Here is a 16,542-nt window from a genome sequence, read left to right as displayed (position 1 = left end):
GCGTTTGTCGGCTGCGTGGTTCGATCTGTCGGGAGTGCTTGTGAGTTCGTCGGTCGCCGGGACCGTTTCGCCGACCCGGCAGGCGTTGCGCCGGGTACGGCGGGATCGGAGTGCACGTGTCGGGGTCGTGATCGTGGGCCTGCTGATCCTGGTCGCCGCGGCGGCGCCGTTGTTGGTGAAGTTGGCCGGGCAGGATGCGTACACGTACCACATCGACCTGCTCGATCCGGCCCGCGGCAACGCCCCCAAAGGCGCAATGGGCGGCGTGAGTGGTGACCACTGGTTCGGCGTGGAGCCGTTGACCGGGCGGGACCTGTTCTCGATCGTGGTGCTCGGATTGCGGACCTCGTTGTTCATCGCGGTCGTCGCGACCGTCGTCACCACGGTCGTCGGCACTCTGATCGGCATCAGCGCGGCCTATTTCGGCAGCTGGTACGACGCGGTCGTGTCGCGACTGATCGACTTCCTGTTCGGGTTCCCGCAACTGGTCTTCATGATTGCCCTCGGCATCATCATCCCGGCCGGCTTCCCGCGCTGGTTGTTGCTGATCCTGGTGCTCAGCGTGTTCGGCTGGGCGACGCTCGCCCGGCTGATCCGCAACCAGGCGAAGTCGCTGGTCGCTCGCGAGTTCGTGGAGGCGGCCCGCAGCGTCGGCTCGTCCGGCTGGCACGTCATCACCCGCGAACTGCTGCCGAACCTGCTCGGCCCGGTGCTCGTGGTCGCGACACTGGCCGTCCCCGGCTACATCACTGCAGAGGCAGCTCTCTCGTTCCTCGGGGTCGGCGTGCCACCACCGACACCCAGCCTCGGCCGGTCGATCTCGGACTCGATCGCCTGGGTCTACACCGGCGCCGACCCGTGGTTCCTGGCGTTCCCCGGTGCCGCGTTGTTCCTCGCCGTACTCGGGTTCACGCTGCTCGGCGACGGGGTCCGCGACGCGTTCGACGTACGGCTGCGGAGGGCGAACTGATGCCTGACCTCGCCTGGTTCGTCGTCCGACGCTTGGCCGCGACCGTGCTCGTGATGCTCGCGCTGAGCTTCGCCGTCTACCTGATCTTCTACGCGCTGCCCGCGGACCCCGCGCTCCTGGCCTGCGGCAAGCCCTGTACGCCGGACCGCCTCGAGCAGGCCCGGCACTTCATGCAGCTGGACCAAAGCACCATCCAGCAGTACCTGAACTTCCTCAAGGGCATCTTCGCCGGCCGGACCTTCGGCGAGGGTACGGCGGCTGTGCAGTGCAACGCACCGTGCTTCGGCTACTCGTTCCCGCTGGCCCGGTCGGTCACCACCTTGATCCTCGAACGACTGCCGATCACCGCGTCGATCGCACTCGGTGCCGCGGTGATCTGGCTGCTCGTCGGTGTGTCACTCGGAGTCGTCGCCGCACTCAAACGTGGGAAGCTCGCCGACCGGCTGGCCGTCGGCTTCGCGTTGATCGGGGTCGCATCACCGTCGTTCCTGGTCGGTCTGCTGGCCATCCTGGTGTTCGGGTTCTGGCTCAACATGGTCCCGGTCAACGGGTACGTCCCGCTCACCGAGAGCCCGGTCGACTGGGCCTGGCACCTGGTCACGCCGTGGCTCGTGCTGGCGTTGCTGCAGGCGGCGTCGTACATCCGGCTCACTCGCGCTCAGATGCTCGAGGAGCTGAACCTCGACCACATCACCACCGCTCGGGCCAAGGGTGCCGGTGAGGCTCGGGTGGTGCTGAGGCACGGGCTACGCGGCGCGCTGGTGCCGATCGTGACGCTGTTCGGGCTCGACCTCGGTGGTCTGCTCGGCGGCGCGATCCTGACCGAGAAGGTGTTCAGCATGCAGGGCCTCGGCGAGTTGCTGCTCAGCGCGGTCGGTCAGCTGGACGTCGCCGTGGTCGTCGGTACGACGCTGTTCTCGGCGTTCCTGATCATCCTGGCGAACCTGGTGGTGGACGTAGTGCACGGAGTACTCGACCCGAGGGTGAGTCATGGCTGACCGACCAGTGCTCGAGGTCCACGACCTGCACGTCACCTTCCGGACCGAGAACGGCCTCGTCCCGGCCGTCGACGGCATCGACTTCGCGGTCGCGGCCGGGAAGACGCTCGCGATCGTCGGCGAGTCCGGCTCCGGCAAGAGCGTCAGTTCGGCGGCTGTGATGGGCCTGCTGCCGTCGAACGCCGACGTCAAGGGCGAGGTGTTGCTCGACGGTCGCGAGCTCGTCGGCCTGGTCAACGACGAGCTTCGCAAGATCCGTGGCAACGACATCGCGCTCGTATTCCAGGACGCGCTCTCCGCGCTCAACCCGTACTACACCGTCGGCTGGCAGGTCGCTGAGGCGTACCGCCTGCACCACGCGGTCTCGAAGAAGGAAGCGCAGCAGCGTGCGGTGAAGCTGCTCGACCTTGTCGGCATCCCGGACGCGGCCCGGCGGGCGAACAACTACCCGCACGAGTTCTCCGGGGGAATGCGGCAGCGGGTCGTGATTGCTATTGCTCTGGTGAACGACCCGAAGGTGCTGATCGCGGACGAGCCGACCACCGCCCTCGACGTCACCGTGCAGGCGCAGATCATGCGGTTGCTCGAGGACGTCCAGGCGGAGTTCGGTACGGCGCTGGTCCTCATCTCGCACGATCTCGGGGTGGTCGCGGAGGCAGCCGACGACGTCCTGGTCATGTACGCCGGACGGGAAGCCGAGCGAGGCACGGTCCGCGATCTGTTCCAGCGTGCGGCGCACCCGTACAGCCTCGGGCTACTCGGTGCGATGCCGCGGGTCGACGTACCGCCGAAGCCGCGGCTGACGACGATCCCGGGTAGTCCGCCGTCGCCGGGGTCGATCACCACCGGTTGCCCGTTCCAGCCGCGGTGCGCGTACGCCGAACGCGTCGGCGAGCGCTGTGTCACGGAGCGACCCGAGCTGACGCCGCGACCGGGCGAAGGCGATCACGAGGCGGCCTGTCACCTGGGGCGGAGGCCATCCGATGCCTGACGAGCTGCTCCGCCTCGACGGAGTCAGGAAGTACTTCGGCGTCCGCGGTGCACCGTGGCGCGAGAGCAAGGCGGTCAAGGCCGTCGACGGGGTCGACTTCGTGGTGCGCAAGGGCGAGACGGTCGGGCTGGTCGGCGAGTCCGGCTCCGGCAAGTCGACCTTGGCGCGGGTCGCGACTCGACTGCTCGATCCGACCGCCGGCCGGGTCGCGATCGGCGGTACGGATGTCACGAAGGTGCGCGGACGCAAGCTGCGGCCGGTACGGCGCACGATCCAGATGGTGTTCCAGGATCCGCAGGCGTCGCTGAACCCACGGCAGTCCGTCGGGACGATCCTCACCACACCGTTCCGCGCGCAGGGCATCCGTCCGACCCGGGCGCAGCTCGTCGAGTTGCTGCGGCAGGTCGGGTTGTCCGAGGAACACCTCGAGCGCTATCCCCACGAGTTCTCCGGCGGTCAACGCCAGCGCATCGGTATCGCGCGGGCCTTGTCGATGAAGCCCGATCTGCTTGTCTGCGATGAGCCCGTGTCGGCTCTCGACGTCTCCGTGCAGGCCCAGGTGCTGAACCTGCTCGCCGACCTTCGCGACGAGCTCGGCCTGTCGTATGTGCTCGTCGCTCACGACCTGGCCGTCGTACGGCAGGTGGCTAGTCGAGTCGCCGTCATGTACCTCGGCACGATCGTGGAGGAGGGGCCGGCGGCTGAGGTGTACTCGGCTCCGGCTCACCCATACACGAAGGCGCTGTTGTCCGCCGTACCGGTGCCTGAGCCTGGCGTCGTACGGGATCGGATCGTGCTGTCGGGTGATGTGCCGACGCCGATCGACCCGCCGTCCGGGTGTCCGTTCCGGACCAGGTGTTACAAGGCCGAAGACGTCTGTGCGACGAAACGGCCGGTGCTCGAACCCGTCGAGGGCAGCACCGAACACCGGGCCGCCTGCTACTTCCCTGAGCCCTCCACTGTCTGAAAGGACAATATGAAGCGCATTACCCGAGCGGTCGCGGTTGCGGCCGCGTTGGCGTTGGCGGCGGCCGCCTGCAACGCCAACAACCAGTCCACCGCTGGCGGTGGCAGCACTGCGGCCGCGGAGCCGGGCGGCACGTTCCAGGTTCTCAGCACCAGCAAGGAGATCAGCCTCGACCCGGCCAAGAGTCAGAACCTGGGGACGAGCACGATCCACCTGGTACTGCGCGGCCTGACCTCGTGGAAGACCTCGCCGGACAAGGCGGCCGAGCTGGTCCCGGACCTGGCCACCGACACAGGTCAGGTCAGCGACGGCGGCAAGACCTGGACGTACAAGCTGAAGCCCGGTCTCAAGTACGCCGACGGCTCGCCGATCGTTGCCGCTGACATCAAGTACGGCATCGAGCGGTCGTTCGCGCCGGAGCTGTCCGGCGGTCTCGGCTACCACAAGTCGCTGCTCGTCGGCGGCGACAAGTACACCGGGCCCTACAAGGGCGCGCAGTTGGCATCGATCGAGACCCCGGACGACACCACGATCATCTTCAAGCTGAACAAGCCGTTCGGCGACTGGCCATGGGTGGTCAGCATGCCGGCCTTCTCGCCGGTGCCGAAGGCGGCGGACAAGGACCCGGCGCACTACGGCGAGGACCCGGTCGCGAGCGGTCCGTACCAGGTGAAGTCGTACGCTCCCGGTTCGAAGCTCGAGCTGGAGCGGAATCCGAACTGGGACAAGTCGACCGACGAGGCCCGGACCGGTCTGCCGGACTCGATCGTGATCACCATGGGCCTGCAGCCCGACGTGGTCAACCAGCGGCTGATCGCGGACGCGGGTGACGACAAGTTCGCCGCGGCCACCGGTGTCTCGGTGCCGGCCGCGCTGATCCCGACGGTGAGCGGCAACCCGGCCGTCAAGGCGCGTGTTGCGACGTCGCCGTCCGGTGCGCTGTTGTACCTGGCGATGAACACCAAGCGCCCGGGACTGGCGAACCCCGAGGTCCGCAAGGCGATCGAGTACGCGGTCGACAAGCAGGCCGTCCAGGTCGCCGACGGTGGACCGGAGTACGGCGGTGACATCGCGACCACTCTGATCACACCTGGGATCGAGGGCTACAACAAGTACGACCTCTACCAGGCGCCGCCGCAGGGCGACCCGGAGAAGGCGAAGTCGATGCTCGCGGCGGCCGGGGTGAGCAACCTCAACCTGGTCCTCGCCGCGGACAGCACATCCGGTCTCGGCATCGCGCAGGCGATCCAGCAGGGCCTGAAGCGCGCTGGTATCACGGTCACCATCCGGCCGCTGGAGACCGAGCCGCTGACCGACCTGGTCACCGGGAACAAGCCGGACTTCGATCTGACCGTGTCGAGTTGGCTGCCGGACTTCCCGAGCGCGCTCGGCAACATCCAGCCGCTGTTCGCGTCGTCGGAGGCCGGTAACGGCGGCTACAACATCTCGCGCTACTCCAACCCGGCGGTCGACACCGCGATCGCCGCGGCCACGGCCGAATCGGACCGGACCAAGGCAGCGGGGATGTGGGCTGCGGCGGACAAGCAGATCATGGCCGACGCACCGGTCGTCCCGCTGCTCTACGCCCGCAACGCGTTCCTGCACGGCTCGAAGGTGCAGAACTTCTACCTGCCCCCGTACCCGCCCTACCCGAACGTGCTGATCGTCGGCCTGAGCAAGTAGTAGCAAGTAGTTACGTCCGGCCCTCTTTCTCCTGGGCCTCGAAGAGGGTCGGCTGGGTCTCGGCATCGAGTCCCCAGTCGGCCCTCATCACCGTGTAGCCGGCCTTCTCGGCCGCCGCGCACACCTTGACGTCGTCGTCGACCAGGACGGCGACCGGACGCTCCTCGGCCAGCCGTTTCAACCGGCCGAGTTTCATCATCACCGACGGCCGGCGGTCGGTGTTCCCGCGCATGTACACCTTGCCGGCCGGGAAGCCGTTGTCCTTCAGCCACTTCAGCGTGTCCCGGCGCAGCCGCTCGGGCCGGCCGGTCAGGTAGACGATCTCGTGGTCGGCCGCCAGCGTGGTCGCGACCGCGAGCCCTTCGTCCAGTACCGCATCGTCCTTGGCGCGCGCGAAGAACGAGTCCCAGTCCTTCGGCCGCTTCTCCAGGAAGTGGATCCGCTCACTGGTGTCGGACAAGGTCGCGTCGATGTCCAGTACGGCGTACGGGCGTTGATCGTCAGGCACGTCGTCCAGCTTCCCAGGTACGGCGGTCGACGGCGTACTCGACCTCGCCGAACTCGGTGCCGGGCAGCGGATCGTCGAAGTGCTGGTGGAAGATCCGGACGAACCGCAGCCCGGACCGGCGCATCACCGCTCGCGACCGGTGATTCACCGCCATCGTGTCCGCGACGACCCGCTGCATGCCGAGCTCGCCGAACGCCTTGTCGGTCAGCGCCCTCGTGCCCTCGGTCGCATACCCCTTGCCCCAGGCGGTCCGGTTCAGCCGATACCCGACGTCCACGGTCGTCGGCACACTAGTCGGCTGCAGTCCAAACCATCCGACGAACACCCCGCCGGTCCTCTGCTCGGCGGCGAGAGTGCCCAGCCCCGGATACTCGTCGTACCGCCGCAGGATCGCCGGCAGGACGTAGCTCTCGATCTCCTCCCGCGGCGTCGCCCGCCCGGTCAGGAACCGCATCACTTCCGGATCCGAGTACAGCTCGGCGAGCAGGTCGACATCGCTCGCGGTGAACCGCCGCAGTACCAGCCGCTCGGTTTCGAGGTACACATCCACGCAGGCCATCGTCTACCATTCATGGCCTACCGCGAGGGCGGTGTGGCGGCTGTCGCAGAGCGCGGCAGACGGTGCCGGGGCCGAGACTTGAGGAGTCGTGCCTGAGCCGATCATCGTCGTGCTGGTGTCTGCTGTGATCGTCGGTCTGCCCCGGCTGGCGATCGTGATCCTCGCCTTCCGGGTCTTCGAGCGCACCGGCGATCCAACCAGCCTCCGCGAGATAGTTCCCCTTCTCCGCCCAGGCCCGCTGCTGTGCCCCCACCGTGATCATCAGCCCGCGGAGAAGCCGGATCCGCACGCCGATGCACCTTGAGAACCTATCGATCGTTCTGCGGGCGCAGAATTGGTCGGCGCCTTCTCAAGGTCGGCGGGAGTGTGGGTGGTCTGGGGTGGAGGTGCGGTCTGTCGGACCATAGATAACCGAAGGGCCTGAACCGATGCCGTCGGTCACTGGGTCCTTATCGGGAGATGTGTCCAGAAGTCTGGAGCGAAAACACTCAATGGGTTCTCGACGTTCGATCGCTCGTCCAGAGTCTTGCGGATCTGGGTCGCGATCTGGGCGCGCAGCGAGTCGAGGGCTGGGACCAGCGTGTAGATATCGGTCGTGTCAACCACAATGGTTCGGACCTGATTGACATCGAAGGGTAGCTTGTCAGCCGCCCGACAAAGCTGAACAATTGGCTTGCGAACGGCGTGCCTCAAGGCCAGTTCATGAAAGACGTTTGGGTTATGGAAGGACAGATCAACGATCACAAGCTTGCTGTGCACAATGTGATCGATGATCTGCTTGGTTATCATCCCCGCGTCGCCAATCTGGTCTGCACGGACCAAGTTGAGGCCGAAGTCGTTCAGCACAGGCTCGATGAGTGAGCCCATGAAGAGATCTGAATGCTTCCGCGCCTCGCTGTCTGCCGCTCCGATGGGGGTGATGTAGAAGCATGCGTGGTCGTGGTCGACGGCCTGGATCGCCGATTCGGCTAGCTGAGTAACTCGGTCGTCGCTGTACGGTTCTGGCGCCCTGGCTGATGTGGCCTTCGCTTCGGGTGGGAAATCGTCGATGACAGTGTCGATGTCAAGCAACCGTTCCGCGCCGCTGATCGAGCGAAGTACGCCGACAAACTTGGTGTTAACCGTGAAGGTCTCGACGCATGCGGCCACGTCTTCATCTGGAACCCCAACCTCCTTGGCCTTGTCCATCAGGACGGCCTGTGCGGGGAGGCGGTTGTGAACGTAGGTTTCGTAGAGCTTCCGGAACACGTCGATGGACTCAATGGCTAGCCGAAGGCGGGCTCGCAATCGGGTGGCGGCTGACGCATCATCGGCTACCGCAGCCAGACCGTCGTCCGTGAGAGCGAGGAATTCGGCTTTATAGCTGCCTGTTGTCAACCCGTACTTCGCACTTGTAGTCACCAACTGCCTTGTGGGACCACTGTCAGGACTCTTGCCCAGATTGTTGAACAATGTAAGGCGCCGCACTGGCTGCCCGGACCCCAGTTGATAGATCGCCAACGGACGTTCCAAGGCGTCCTCGAACGTGGTCGCTGGGAATATCCGCGTGCGGCGAGTCGCCTTGCCGGACGATGCCTTCTTAGCTGCCTTCTTTGCTGTCCGCTTTCGCGCTGTGCGCTTCCTGGGTCGCGGAGTCGGTGTCGTCGGCGACTCAGGCTCGCCCTGGTCGACTTTGCCCTCAGTCTCCGGGCTGCCGTCAGTGTCCAGTGCAGTCGGACGGCCGTTTGCGGCGATTGGTGTGTCGACGATGCTGGCTTCGGACATAGTGCGCTGCTCTCTGGACGACGCGTGCGTTCCGTCGAGACTGGCCGGATGCCTGCAAACAGCTAGCACCCGCAGTGATCACTCTGCCGCGGCTGCCGGGTCTACGGCGGCGTCCGGAGTGTGGGCGGTGTGGGGGTTGGGGTGTGTTGGGTTGGGCGGTTGTCGGTGCCGCAGGTTAGCGTTCTCAGCGCGATGGAAGAGTCGATCACGTTTCTGCACAGTTCGGACTGGCAGCTGGGGATGATGCGCCGGTTCCTGGGGCCGGATGGTCAGGCCCGGTGGGGTCAGTCCCGGCTGGATGCTGTCGCGCGGATCGGTGACGTCGCAACCAGCACCGGAGCGGCCTTCGTGGTCGTCACCGGCGACGTGTTCGAGCACAACCAGGTCGAGCGGCAGACCATCTTGCGTGCTTGTGAAGCGCTCAAGCGGATCCCGGTCCCGGTCGTCCTGCTGCCCGGCAACCACGACGCCCTCGAGCCTGGGTCGCTGTGGACGTCGGCGCAGTGGCAGGCGCACGCGCCCGAGCACGTGACCGTCCTGACCGACACCACGCCGCTGGCGATCGTGCCCGGTGTCGAGATCGTCGGCGCGCCGTGGCGTTCCCGCCGCCCGCTGTCGGACCCGGCGGCCCCTGGGTACGCCGACCTGAAGCCCAAGCCCGGTACGACGAGGATCCTGCTGGCGCACGGTCAGCTGACCAGTCTGAGCGGCGGCATGTCCGACGTACCGACGATCGATCAGGCCGCCCTCGAAGCGGCGGTGGCGGACGGGCGGCTGCAGTACGTCGGTCTCGGCGATCGGCACTCGACGACGCAGGTGACCGAGCGGATCTGGTTCTCCGGGACGCAGGAGGTCACGTCGCCCGAGGAGGACGATCCGGGCAACGTGCTCAAGGTGACCGTCGGCGGCGGTGAGATCGAGGTCGAGCCGGTGCGGGTCGGCGCGTGGCACATGGTCGACCATCGCGCCGAGCTGTTCGACGAGGAGTCGCTGCAGGCGCTGGAGGACTGGTTCGCGGAGTTGCCGGAGAAGGAGCGGACCTATGTCCGGCTGGCCGGTGACGGTTCGTTGTCGCTCCCGTTGCTCAGCCGGCTCGACGCGATGATCGACGCACAGGGCGAGGTGTTCGCGAGTGTCGAGCGGTGGGCGAAGTTCTGGACCGTGCGGCCGGCACCCGACGCGGCCGACCTGGACGCGTTGCAGTTGAGCGGTCCGGCGCGAGCGGCGATGGAGGAGCTTCGACAGGCCCTGGCTGCCGGTGACGAGGGCGCTGGTGCAGCTCTGTCCCTGATGCACAGACTGGCTCGGGACGCGGGATGAGGCTGCACCGTCTGACGCTGCGGGACTTCCGCGGCGTCAAAGACCGTACTGTTCGGCTGCCCGCACTCGGCACCACCGTCGTGGTCGGTGACAACGAGGTCGGCAAGTCCAGCCTGGTCGAGGCGTTCGGCCTGATCTTCGACCTGCCGGACGACTCGAAGTCGACCCGGATCCGCGACATCCAGCCGGTCGGCCAGGACGTCGGTCCCGAGGTGACGGTCGAGCTCACCCTCGGCGGCAGCGAGCTGACCTACACGAAGCGCTGGCTGAAGAACCGCTCGACCGAGCTCACCGTCGTCGACTCCGGCGGCCGCCGTACTTCGTGGACCGGTCGCGAGGCCCACAACGAGGCGGAGCGGCTGTTCCACCAACACGTCGACCCGGTGTTGTGGCAGACCCTGATGGTCAGCCAGGGTCAGTCGTTGGTGCTGCCAACACCGGCTGATGCCGAGCCGTTGATCACCGCGGTGACAGCGGAGTCGGGTACGCCGGTCGACGGCGCGTCGATGCCACTCGTGACAGCGGTCGAACACGAGTACCTGCGCTACTGGACACGCGGTGGCCGAGCGACCGGTGACTTCGCGAGGTCCGAGAAGGCAGTGGCCACCGCCGAGCTCACGGCGGCCCAGGCGCTGAAGGCGATGGAGGAGGTCCAGCAGGACATCCGTCGCGCCGAGCGGCTGGCGCTCGACCTCGAGGACGTCACCAGCCGGCTCACCGACCACCTCACCTCGGTCGAGGAACTGCGCGAACGCAAGAAGGCGACCGACGAGATCCTGCTCCGCCGCGACTCGGTGAAGGCCCGCGCCGAGACGGCCCGCGCCCGGTTGGAGAACCACAGCCGGACCAGGGTCGAGCGGGAACGGCTGCTCGACGAGGTCGAACGGTTCACCAAGACCGACGCCGAACTGGCCGAACGCCGGGCCGATGCCGAGACAGTCGCCAAGACCGCGGCCGAGACCGTGCAGGCGGCCGAAGCAGCCCTGGCCGAGGTGGTCGAGCTCAAGGACGTACGTCGTACCGACGTCCAGGAAGCGGAACGTCGCGTCTCGGAGCTGGTCGACCGCGCCGAGCTGGACCGGTTGCTCGGGCAGCAGGCCGAGCTGGTCGACGTACGGGCCCGGATCGCCGCGGCCGGGACGATCCTGGACCGGATCAAGGTCGACGACGCGCTGGTCGCCGCGCTCGAGGACGCCCGGGCCGCGGTCGTCGAGGCACGCGCCGCGCTGGCAGCCGGCGTGCCAGAGGTTTCGGTACGACGTCTTGGCGCGGAGCCGGTCGAGTTGTCGGGCACCGGGCTCGACGCGGGTCCGAACGGTGTGCCGGCGGAACTGGGCTTCGACGAATCGGCCGAGCTGCTGGTCTCCGGTGAATTGGTGGTCGGAGTACCGGGGCAGGTCGAGGTGACGGTCCGGGCCGGCGGCGAGGCGGCGACACTGCGGTCGCGGGTGGACGACGCCGTCCGTCGCGAGAAGGACCTGCTGAAGAAGGCCGGCGTGAAGGATGTCGCGGCCGCGCGGGAGCTGCTGCGGAAGGCCGACACAGCGACCGCCGAGCTGCACGAGGCCCGGCGGACCGAGCGGTCGCTGACGGCGGGCGGTGATCCGGGGGAGCGGATCGCGGTGCTGACGGCGCGGCTCGGGCCGGACGAGGCCGAGGATGCCTCGGACAAGGCGCCCGCGGTCGAGGGCGTGCCGGGTCAGATGTCGTTGTTCGAGGAGTTCGCCTCGCCGCACGACACGCTCTTCGACGACTTCGAGCTGCCGGTCAGCGAGCCCGATGATCTGACCGGCGCGCAGCGCGCACTCGAGGAGGCGCGGGACGGGCTGGCCGAGGTCGAGCGGTTGCTGGGAGACGCGGAGTTCGCGGCGGCGCAGGCGCGCAAGGCGGCCGACGAGGATCGGTCGGAGGCGCAGCAGGCCCGGGCGCGGTCGGAGCTGGCGGGGGAGCGGTTGGCGGCTGCGGTCGAGGCGTTGGAGGCTGCGCGAGCCGTTCTCGACGATGAGGCTGTTGCTGCGGCAGAGATCGAGGCGACTGGTGACGTCGAGGCGGTGCTCGAGGAGTTGACCGCCGTACAGGCGCAGGCTGATGAGGCCGGGGCTGACCAGGTTGCTGGTGAGTTGGCGGATGCGTTGGCCGTCGCTACCCGGTTGCAAGGTGAGCGGGACACGCTGCGCGATGCGTTGCGGACGACCGAGGGGCGGCTGGAGCAGTCGGGCCGGGACGGGCTGGCGACGCGGCGCGATGTGGCCGAGCTGGAGTTGGCCGCCGTACGGTCGGAGCACGAGAGCCTGCGGCGCCGGGCTGAGGCGGCTCGGCGGGTGTTCGAGACGCTGAGCCGGCATCGGGCCGAGGCACAGACGAAGTACTCCGAGCCGTTGCAGAGCCGGATCGAGTCGCTCGGGCGGAGTGTGTACGGGCCTTCGTTCCGGGTGTGGCTGGACGACGACCTCGCCGTGTCTGAGCGCGAGCTGGATGGTGTGCGGCTGCCGGTCGAGGCGCTGTCGACGGGGGCTCAGGAGCAGTTGGCGATCATCACCCGGCTGGCGATCAGCCACCTGGTCAGCACCGGTGACAGCAGTGTGCCGGTCATCTTCGACGACGCCCTCGGGTGGTCCGACAAGGCCCGCCTGCGCGACATGGGCGCGCTCCTCGGCCGGGCCGGCGACCACGGCCAGGTCATCATCCTGACCTGTATGCCAGACCGCTACGAGTACGTCCCGAAAGCCACCTTCATCAAGCTGGAGAGCTGAGAGGGCGTCTACGCCAGGTGGTAGAACACCGGCATCGCCCCGGTTCGATTGACCAGCAGGTTGGTCAGGACGTAGCTCCGGAAGCTCGGCTTCGCCACCTGGTGGAGCATGAGCCGCGGGATGCCGTAGTCCCAGCGCGCGTGATTGACGAACACGTAGTCGGACTTGTCGATCGGTACCAGCAGAGTGGAGTTGTTCAGCCCGCTCTGTTTCACGAACCAGCCGGACAGGTGCTCCCACAACTCCACTGCCAGGTCGGCGTCCTCGGCGACGAAGTAGTTGAACAGGAACAGGCCAGGCCGGGACTTGTCCACGTCACCAAGCGATCTGGTGCAGCGGGCGGCCATCACGTGCACATCCGTGGCGGCTGCCACCAGCGCGTCGTGCAGGATCCGGTACTGCTCGGTCTCCTGTACCTGTCCGATCACCTCGGGTGAGGTCGTCTCGATCAGCACCACGACGTCGTACCGGGCGTGGTGCACGCCGTGCCGTCTGGCGTAGCCCGCCGGCGGTGGGATCAGAACCGCGTCGTACACGGTGACCTTGTCCACGTCGTCACGGTCGGCGAGGTCGCCTGCCATCGACTTCAACCGTTCCAGCAGTTGTGCCTTCTGCTCACTGCCGCGAGCGAACGGCGCTCGCCCGGAAGGCGGCTCGACGGCCGCCGCGAGGTGGATGTATCCACGTGCGGGTGGGTCGACCAGCCTCGCCGGTGGGAATTTGTCGGTCGGACCAATCAGCTGAAGGTCCATTGTCATTCGCCTCCTGGTTAGCGGCGACGAATCGGTACCCGGACGGCGTTCGATCTATGCGCGGATGATCCGTTCCGGCGCGCTGTAGACGACGCAGCGGTCGCCACGGGCGAAACCGGCGACGGTGACGTTGAACCGGCGGGCGAGATCGACGGCCAGGCTGGACGGCGCTCCCACCGCCACGATCATGCCGATCCCGGCGGCGACCGCCTTCTGCACGATCTCGTAGCCGGCGCGACCGCTCACGGCCAGCACCAGGCCCTTGCGGCTGTGGTGGTTGAGGACGGTCCAGCCGACCACCTTGTCGACGGCGTTGTGGCGGCCGACATCCTCCTTCACGACGACCTTCCGGCCGTCCGCGGTGAATAGGCCGGCCGCGTGTAAACCGCCGGTCCGGCTGAACATCGGCTGGCCCTCGCGGAGTAGCTCGGGCAGGCGCCGTACGACATCCAGCGGCACCTCGACCGGATCGACGGGGGCGTAGTCGCGCTCGGCCAGTTCGTCGAGGCTTTGCTGACCGCAGACACCGCACGCCGCCGACGTCACGCCGTACCGCTGCGGCGGCTCCCGGTCGGGCGGGCCGTCGAAGGTCACCGTGACGGTGTTGAACTGCTGCTCCTGGGTCAGCTTCGCATCGGTGCAGTAGGCAACGGTCTTGATCGCGTCCGGCCGCACCGCGAACCCTTCGCCGAGGCAGAACCCGGCCGCCAGCTCGAAGTCGGAGCCGGGCGTCCGCATCGTCACCATCAGCGGCTCGGGCGGCCGGCCGGGCCACTCCAGCCGGAGCTCGAGCGGTTCCTCGGTGACGACGACGTCCTCCCGTCGGGACGTCCGGTCGCCGTCGAGCACCTCGACCTTGAACCTCGTCGTCGGACCCTTAGTCATGCCTCAACGGTAACCACCCGCGCCGTACCGCGAGCCAGTCGAGGAAGGTCCAGGCGTAGAACCGCTGGTGCTCGCGTAGTGCCGGCGTACACCCGAACGGAGGCGGCGCGTCGGCGTTCTTCATCATGTACGCCGCCACGGCCGCGACGAAGCAGTCGAGATGATCAGCCGGTACGTCGGCCGTCAGCGGACTGCTGTGGATCGCGGTGATCGTGTCGATGCCGTGGTGGTGGGCGACTGGGAGGAGACCGACCCAGTCCATCCAGCGCGGGCCGAGCGCGAGCCAGTTCCAGTCGACCGTCCAGCAGGTGCCGTCGTTGTCGATCAGCAGGTTGTCCGGCCGGAGGTCGCTGTGCGTGGCCGTGTCGCCGGCGAACGCTTCAGGTGCGAGCTGCATCAGGTCGGCCAGCTCGGGCAGGATGCTGGGAACCCACGGTTGGAGGCCGGTGGGCAGGGGGAGGTCGCCCGCGATGATTCGAGCGGGGGTCTGCAATGGGTCGTTTTCCGCGAGATCTGTGAGGAAGCTGTGCAGTCCGTCGAGCGGACTCGGATCCATCGCTCCCGCGATCCCCTCACAGGCCGCGGTGACGGTGTCGAAGTCAGCTGCCGTCCAAGGCACGCCGGGCATCCGCCCTGCCACCCACTCAGACACCACCGCAAACCACTTGTGTTCGTTATCCGTGGCGTGCGCAGTCGCCAGGATGGCGGGCGCCCGGATGGCAGCTGGCAGTTGGGGGACTACCTCTGCCTCGCGTTGGTAGGCGCGGTAGGAGTGGAGCGTGTCGTCGGAGGCCTTGACGAAGACTCGGCGGCCGTCGGCCAGGCGGACCGGGGCCGCGAAGCCGCCGGTGAAGCCTGAGCTGACCGACGGGGCGGCCTCGACCACCTCGCTGCGCAGAGCAACGACCAGGTTCTCGCGGAGCGCCAGCGGGAGCGTGTCCCAGTCGGGTCGCAGTGAGGTTGCGGTGTAGTCGACGTCGGGCGCTCCCATGTCCACAGACCCTAGAGTGCGCCGGCGGGCCGGCGCTCGTGGTTTACGGTGCCGGTTGTGAGTGGATCGCTCGTGCTGGACCTGGTCGGGATCTTCGTGTTCGGGATCACCGGTGCGTTGGTCGGCGTACGCAAGCAGCTCGATGTGTTCGGCATCCTGGTGCTGGCCCTCGTCACCGGGCTCGGCGGCGGTTTCATCCGGGACGTGCTGATCGGCGCGACCCCGCCGGCCGCGCTGGAGGACTGGCGCCACTTGGTGGTCCCGGTCGCGGCCGGGCTGCTCACGTTCTTCCTGCATCCCGGGATCGGCCGGCTCGAGCGGCTGGTGAACATCTTCGACGCGGCCGGCCTGGCGCTGTTCTGCGTGACCGGCGCGCTGAAGGCGATCGAGTACGGCCTGTCGCCGCTCTCGGCCGCCCTCCTCGGCACCATCTCCGGCATCGGCGGCGGCGTCATCCGCGACATCCTCAGCGGCCGCGTCCCCGTCGTACTGCGGTCCGAGATCTACGCCACCCCGGCGTTCCTCGGCGCCGGGATCGTGGTCGTCGCGGCGGCCCTCGAGTACCACGCGCTGTGGGTCCCGATCGCCGCCGCGGTCACCTGCTTCGCGATCCGCCTGCTGGCCATCCGGCGGGGCTGGAACGCGCCGCTACCCCGCCATCCGTGACGGCGCGGCCCACCCGTTGACGACCGCGACCAGCTCCAGATAGCGGTGCCAGCGTGGGTCGCCTTCGGTCCGGAGCAGCTTGGTCAGCCGACCGTGGAGCGCCTGGTCGTACCGCAACGGGGGCCCGCTCCTCACGATCTCGCGGTAGCCCGCGGCCATCCGTCGTACCGCTGCCCGGAAGGTGTCGTCCTGAACCAGTGCGGCGAGCTCCAGCCAGGCCTCGACCTGCTGTCCGTCGGCGTCGTCGGGGAGCACCGGCGTGAGGTTCTGCCGCATCGCGGCGAACTCGGGATCGTCGCCGAGCGTCGAGGTCAGGAAGTCCGTGATCAAGGCACGGCGCTCCTCGCCGGACCGGGCGGTCAGTTCATGCATGTGTTCGAGCTCCTCTGGCGTCGAGTGACGATGGGCGACCACCGACAGCACTGCGTGCTGCAGTTGTAGCGTCCGGATCTGTACGGCGACGGCGTCGGCGTGTGCCGTGAGTACGTCGGCGAGCGTCCGCTCCTGATCGAGCACCGTGCGCACCACGGCCAGCTCGATGCCCAGACCCCGCAACGTCCGGATCAGCTCCAGCCGCGCGAACGCCGTACTGTCGTACCGGCGGTGACCGGCAGCGGTACGACGGGACGCCAGCAGACCCTGGTCCGAGTAGTACCGAACGGTCTTCACCGACACCCCGGCCCGCCGCGCGAGCTCACCGATCGAGTGGTCCATGCCCACACCCTCACATCTCCC

The 16,542-nt window shown here is 67.8% G+C and carries 16 protein-coding genes; 9 read left to right on the top strand and 7 right to left on the bottom strand.

Going from position 1 to position 16,542, the window contains the following annotated elements:
* The first annotated feature begins 40 nt into the window (after window positions 1-40).
* From V9K99_RS17880 to V9K99_RS17860, 5 genes are read left to right on the top strand one after another with little or no spacing between them, the layout of a single operon-like run.
* Window positions 41-970: an ABC transporter permease gene (locus V9K99_RS17880; protein ID WP_336999743.1), complete on the top strand. Its 930-nt coding sequence runs from the start codon at window positions 41-43 to the stop codon at window positions 968-970.
* Window positions 970-1,968: an ABC transporter permease gene (locus V9K99_RS17875; RefSeq protein WP_336999745.1), complete on the top strand. Its 999-nt coding sequence runs from the start codon at window positions 970-972 to the stop codon at window positions 1,966-1,968. The genes V9K99_RS17880 and V9K99_RS17875 overlap by 1 nt, the downstream gene beginning before the upstream one ends.
* Complete coding sequence (locus V9K99_RS17870; protein WP_336999747.1) at window positions 1,961-2,959, top strand: ABC transporter ATP-binding protein; 999 nt, start codon at window positions 1,961-1,963, stop codon at window positions 2,957-2,959. Before V9K99_RS17875 ends, V9K99_RS17870 begins: the two co-directional genes overlap by 8 nt.
* Window positions 2,952-3,926, top strand: coding sequence for an ABC transporter ATP-binding protein (locus tag V9K99_RS17865; RefSeq protein WP_336999749.1), 975 nt, complete (start codon window positions 2,952-2,954; stop codon window positions 3,924-3,926). The genes V9K99_RS17870 and V9K99_RS17865 overlap by 8 nt, the downstream gene beginning before the upstream one ends.
* 9 nt (window positions 3,927-3,935) lie before the next feature.
* Complete coding sequence (locus V9K99_RS17860) at window positions 3,936-5,609, top strand: ABC transporter substrate-binding protein (protein WP_336999750.1); 1,674 nt, start codon at window positions 3,936-3,938, stop codon at window positions 5,607-5,609.
* Window positions 5,610-5,619: 10 nt separating this feature from the next.
* Here the strand turns inward: V9K99_RS17860 and V9K99_RS17855 are convergent, their stop codons facing one another.
* Window positions 5,620-6,117 carry a phosphatase domain-containing protein gene (locus V9K99_RS17855; RefSeq protein WP_336999752.1) on the bottom strand — a complete coding sequence of 166 codons (498 nt, stop codon included), beginning with the start codon at window positions 6,115-6,117 and terminating at the stop codon, window positions 5,620-5,622.
* Complete coding sequence (locus V9K99_RS17850) at window positions 6,110-6,676, bottom strand: GNAT family N-acetyltransferase (protein ID WP_336999754.1); 567 nt, start codon at window positions 6,674-6,676, stop codon at window positions 6,110-6,112. The genes V9K99_RS17855 and V9K99_RS17850 overlap by 8 nt, the downstream gene beginning before the upstream one ends.
* Before the next feature lie 88 nt (window positions 6,677-6,764).
* On the opposite strand from V9K99_RS17850, the gene V9K99_RS17845 reads away from it, so the two are divergent.
* Window positions 6,765-6,980 carry a hypothetical protein gene (locus V9K99_RS17845; RefSeq protein ID WP_336999756.1) on the top strand — a complete coding sequence of 72 codons (216 nt, stop codon included), beginning with the start codon at window positions 6,765-6,767 and terminating at the stop codon, window positions 6,978-6,980.
* A 134-nt stretch (window positions 6,981-7,114) separates the two neighbouring features.
* On the opposite strand, the gene V9K99_RS17840 is transcribed toward V9K99_RS17845, so the two are convergent.
* Window positions 7,115-8,440, bottom strand: coding sequence for a hypothetical protein (locus V9K99_RS17840; protein WP_336999758.1), 1,326 nt, complete (start codon window positions 8,438-8,440; stop codon window positions 7,115-7,117).
* Window positions 8,441-8,632: 192 nt separating this feature from the next.
* Here V9K99_RS17840 and V9K99_RS17835 point away from each other — a divergent pair, with 192 nt between their 5' ends.
* Together V9K99_RS17835 and V9K99_RS17830 are read left to right on the top strand one after the other, a co-directional pair.
* Window positions 8,633-9,760, top strand: coding sequence for a metallophosphoesterase family protein (locus V9K99_RS17835; protein WP_336999760.1), 1,128 nt, complete (start codon window positions 8,633-8,635; stop codon window positions 9,758-9,760).
* Window positions 9,757-12,513, top strand: a complete 2,757-nt coding sequence (locus V9K99_RS17830) for an AAA family ATPase (RefSeq protein WP_336999762.1) — start codon at window positions 9,757-9,759, stop codon at window positions 12,511-12,513. Before V9K99_RS17835 ends, V9K99_RS17830 begins: the two co-directional genes overlap by 4 nt.
* 8 nt (window positions 12,514-12,521) lie before the next feature.
* On the opposite strand, the gene V9K99_RS17825 is transcribed toward V9K99_RS17830, so the two are convergent.
* From V9K99_RS17825 to V9K99_RS17815, 3 genes are read right to left on the bottom strand one after another with little or no spacing between them, the layout of a single operon-like run.
* Window positions 12,522-13,271, bottom strand: coding sequence for a hypothetical protein (locus tag V9K99_RS17825; RefSeq protein ID WP_336999764.1), 750 nt, complete (start codon window positions 13,269-13,271; stop codon window positions 12,522-12,524).
* A gap of 48 nt (window positions 13,272-13,319) precedes the next feature.
* Window positions 13,320-14,150 carry a formate dehydrogenase accessory sulfurtransferase FdhD gene (gene fdhD, locus V9K99_RS17820; protein WP_336999766.1) on the bottom strand — a complete coding sequence of 277 codons (831 nt, stop codon included), beginning with the start codon at window positions 14,148-14,150 and terminating at the stop codon, window positions 13,320-13,322.
* A complete protein-coding gene (locus V9K99_RS17815; RefSeq protein WP_336999768.1) occupies window positions 14,143-15,141 on the bottom strand; it encodes a phosphotransferase family protein in 999 nt (332 codons plus the stop codon). The genes fdhD and V9K99_RS17815 overlap by 8 nt, the downstream gene beginning before the upstream one ends.
* 57 nt (window positions 15,142-15,198) lie before the next feature.
* On the opposite strand from V9K99_RS17815, the gene V9K99_RS17810 reads away from it, so the two are divergent.
* Window positions 15,199-15,807, top strand: a complete 609-nt coding sequence (locus V9K99_RS17810) for a trimeric intracellular cation channel family protein (protein WP_336999770.1) — start codon at window positions 15,199-15,201, stop codon at window positions 15,805-15,807.
* On the opposite strand, the gene V9K99_RS17805 is transcribed toward V9K99_RS17810, so the two are convergent.
* A complete protein-coding gene (locus V9K99_RS17805) occupies window positions 15,790-16,521 on the bottom strand; it encodes a MerR family transcriptional regulator (RefSeq protein WP_336999772.1) in 732 nt (243 codons plus the stop codon). The genes V9K99_RS17810 and V9K99_RS17805 overlap by 18 nt on opposite strands.
* Between the last annotated feature and the right edge of the window lie 21 nt (window positions 16,522-16,542).

Origin of the sequence: Kribbella sp. CCNWLW201 (genome assembly GCF_037203805.1) — a bacterium.
GTDB lineage: Bacteria > Actinomycetota > Actinomycetes > Propionibacteriales > Kribbellaceae > Kribbella.
Note: the sequence above shows the minus strand (reverse complement) of the source record. Positions and strands in the feature narration are given on the sequence as shown.